Origin of the sequence: Bacillus cereus group sp. BceL220 (genome assembly GCF_051776965.1) — a bacterium.
Taxonomy (GTDB): Bacteria; Bacillota; Bacilli; order Bacillales; family Bacillaceae_G; genus Bacillus_A; species Bacillus_A cereus.
Map to the genome: position 1 here is coordinate 1 of NZ_JBPWBC010000039.1, position 3,992 is coordinate 3,992.

Genomic DNA, 3,992 nt, shown 5'->3' on the forward strand with positions numbered 1-3,992 from the left:
TTGTCTAGCATCTAAAAATAAAAATTGACGTTTCACGTTGTTTGTTTCGTTCAGTTTTCAAAGAACTACTTGGTCGCTCATTTGCGACTTCCTTATGTTAACATCTTCGTTAGTTAATGTCAACTAAGTTTTTCATTTCGTTTGTCGCTTGCGACGTTAATGTCATCGGCGACTTGTTCTATATTACACCTCTAAAGTATAATCGTCAACACCTTTTTATAAAGAAATTCAATTTAATATTTTTATGCTTTTTTAGCTAGATACGTCTCTCCAAGGATTCATTACCAAAGAGCTACCTCCTGCTTCTCTTTAATATATTTTCCCCAAATATATTAAAGTTACTTTAAACCTTAGACTTAATTTGTACAGAAGTTTTTCCCCAGCGAAACTAACAATCTTATTTTAATAAATATTAATACCTCTTTGTTTATCACGCCCTCTATTAGAAACGATTGAAGATATACGTATTCTTATAACAGACAACGATACAGAAATCCATAATAAACTCATATACTACTCGTCCCAAGTTCTCCTTATATGAAGTAATGGTTGCTTATCTGTTTACTCGTAAATATATAGAACCACACTAATATATTTATTAACTATCCCTGTTTCACTGAAATATCAGCCTTATATCTCTTTCATCTTTAGTATCATCTATTTCCATACAGCTATATTCTCTTAATAAACATTTAAGATATGCTCAAGGTTCGAATTGATTAATAGTATTTCCTTTTTAAACACATATACTGGATTAAAAATACGTACCTCAATTTATCAAGTGTACCGAACACATATATACAGAACGCTTGTTCCTTTTATTACTTCACTTTTTATATAACATTAATAGATATTTATCCCATACCTATATTTACGTTTTACCGCTAAAAGAGCGAATCATTTTCACTAACCAAGCATTTAGTTTCATTTCTAGTATATATCCCCCTTTTGAAATACATATAGAATCATAATTTCCTTTGTTTCTATCTCCCCCTAAGAATACACAACCATACAAAAACAATTCTACAACAAGGTATACGACGGCTGCACAATTATAAATCATAATCCCCTCAATACCTACAGGGGTGCTGTCCGCCTTTAACGCAAATATATACTAAAAAATTTTCAATATAAAACGGGCCGGAATTTCTACTCTAAGAAAAATCCGGCTCTTATTTTTAGGCAACAACCAAAATCATTTTTACATTCAGTATTAAATGTCTATTCAATATTCTCTACTCTGCTCTGGTAAAGGTGAATGTATCATATCTGTCACTGCATAATATAGATTTTCTGGATGTTCGGCTATCCGATGACATAAATACAAATACCACTCTTTCCCATAAGTCAAATATACTCTAGCGTTATGTCCTTTGTTTTTCAAATTACTTAATATATCCGGACGAATTCCATATAGCATTTCTATTTCTACATTAGGATGACTAAAATATTGACGTTGCTCCATCTCTTTAATAAGAATTTCATCATGTGTAGCTATAGATACAGGGTGATTGTTTTCAACTAGTTGTTCTACAATTTGAAGATACTGTTGATTTAAATCACTTGACCTAGGCATAGCAATATCCGGAACTTCTTGATAGGCACCTTTTACAACTCTTATTTTCCCTGGATAATGAAGGAGTTCTTGAATATCATTGTTTGAGCGATATAAATGTGCCTGTATTGTTATTCCTACATTATGATATTGCTCAGTTACCTTTTTATAAATGGAAAGAATGTCCGCTGCTTTAGATGATTCTTCCATACTTATCATAAGGGTAGTTCCATGTACTTTCGCCTTCTCTGCCAACTCCATTAAATGAATATAAGATATTTCTGGATCTATGGATAATCCAATATGCGATAAATCGAGTGATACTGTTTGTTTCATAGATAGAGCACCCATGTCCCCAATAAGATTCAAAAACTCATTTTTTGCTTTATAACATTCCTCTATATCTAAAGTATTTTCCCCTATGTATTCTAGTGAAGTATGATAACCTTTTGTAATTAGTTCTTTTGCCGTCCCAATTCCCTCATGTCTCGTTTCTCCGGTGACAAAGCGTTTCGCAGCTTGTAATAATAACGCATAGAGTTCAGTGGATTGTTGTACATATGCTTTTATATGTTCATTTCGTGCAATCGATTTAAATGCCTGAGCTACTTGTAATTCTGGTTTAGTCATCACATTTTCATCTCCTTTAGAACTATTTGACCCTACTATAGCATGCTAAAATGGTTTGTATTAGTACCATTTCATCCAAACTTTTATGGTACCAATTTTGATGAAGGGAGCATTTATATGCTTTGGATACCTATTGATCGATCTTTAGATATAAGTTTAATTCGACAAGTTTATCACCAAATACGTGAACGAATATTAAACGGAGAGCTACAATCCGGTGAAAAACTACCAGCAACACGGGAATTATCTTCTGAGTTAGGTGTGTCTAGGAATGTAATTTTAGAAGCTTATGATCAATTATTTTCCGAAGGCTTTTTGGTCACTCGGCAAGGAGCCGGGACATTCATTGCCGAAGGGACTTATTTAGAACAACGTAAAAAATCAACTCTAATTGATTCTTTATATTGGTGCGAAGAAACAAACAAAGACAGTAACATCATTAATTTTCGTTCAGGAATACCAGCATTAGACTTATTTCCACGTAAAGGATGGGCAAAGTTGTCTCACACTATATGGAATGAAACACCTCCTTCTACGTTTGGATATGATATCCCCCAAGGACGTCCCGAATTAAGAAAGGTTTTATCACGCTATTTACTAAAAACAAGAGGAGTTTTTTGTCATCCAGAACAATTGGTGATTACTTCCGGTGCAACACAAGCTTTAACACTTGTGTCTAAGTTACTTTTGTCATCAGGTGACGAAGTACTAATAGAAGATCCCATCACCAATGACATTCAAACAATTTTTAAAAATTCAGGAGCCTTTCTTTCCCCTATACCAGTTGATGATAATGGGATGAATACATCTTTGTTACCTGCAAATAAAAATCCAAAATTCATCTTCATTACTCCTTCTCATCAGTTCCCTTTAGGTGGAACGTTGCCAATTCAACGACGTGTTCAATTGGTTAACTACTCAAGAAAAACAAATTGTTACCTCATTGAAGATGATTATGATAGTGAGTTTCGATATGAAGGCTCACCTGTAAGTTCATTACAGGGGTTGGATCCCGAACGTGTTATATACATAGGTTCATTTAGTAAAATTTTATCACCGGCCCTTAGGATGGGATACTTAGTTCTTCCCTCACACCTTGTTGAAAAATGTCGCAGGGTAAAATGGTTTTCAGATTTACATACACCTTCTTTAAATCAGCTTATCCTTGCTAAATTTATTGCCGAAGGTTATTTGGAAAGACATATTATGAAGATGAAAAAAATCTATAAAAATCGAAGAGACTTCCTTATCCAGCAATTAAAATCAGCATTCTCAAATACAATCAATATTTTCGGTTATTCTACAGGATTACATCTGATTGTTGAATTCAATCAAGTTCAATTCACAAAAGAATTACTTGAGAAAATCCAACAACTCGGAGTGAAAGTATATCCTGTAGAAGATCACGCCATTGAAAAAGGAAAACATCACAATCGAATTATTATAGGGTATGGACATTTAACAACTGAAGAAATAAAAGAGGGTGTGAGTAGGCTCCAGAGGGCAATACTTCGTATATATTCTTGTTAACAAATAGACTTTAAAGCTCTGACATATTTTTCTGAAGGTATGCTACTTAAATTTGAAATTCTAATAAAGTTGTTTCTTGCTAGATAAACGTACTCATAGAACCTACATTAATTACAAGTTTATTTTATAAAACACAAAAAAGACGAGTCATTCTGACTCGTCTTAAAGTTGCTTGGCGACGTCCTACTCTCACAGGGACAAGGTCCCAACTACCATCGGCGCTAGAGAGCTTAACTTCCGTGTTCGGTATGGGAACGGGTGTGACCTCTCTGCCATC

The 3,992-nt window shown here is 33.9% G+C and carries 3 protein-coding genes and 1 rRNA gene; 1 reads left to right on the top strand and 3 read right to left on the bottom strand.

The genetic code is table 11. The features are described from left to right. Positions 1-871 precede the first annotated feature (871 nt). Positions 872-1,063, bottom strand: coding sequence for a hypothetical protein (locus tag ACS2FK_RS30285; protein ID WP_063546253.1), 192 nt, complete (start codon positions 1,061-1,063; stop codon positions 872-874). Between the two features lie 162 nt (positions 1,064-1,225). Beyond that, a complete protein-coding gene (locus tag ACS2FK_RS30290) occupies positions 1,226-2,185 on the bottom strand; it encodes a proline dehydrogenase family protein (protein WP_063549251.1) in 960 nt (319 codons plus the stop codon). A gap of 117 nt (positions 2,186-2,302) precedes the next feature. On the opposite strand from ACS2FK_RS30290, the gene ACS2FK_RS30295 reads away from it, so the two are divergent. Next, complete coding sequence (locus ACS2FK_RS30295; RefSeq protein ID WP_063546251.1) at positions 2,303-3,715, top strand: PLP-dependent aminotransferase family protein; 1,413 nt, start codon at positions 2,303-2,305, stop codon at positions 3,713-3,715. 170 nt (positions 3,716-3,885) lie between these two features. Here ACS2FK_RS30295 and rrf read toward each other — a convergent pair. Beyond that, a 5S ribosomal RNA gene (gene rrf / locus ACS2FK_RS30300) occupies positions 3,886-3,992 on the bottom strand; the annotation flags it as partial.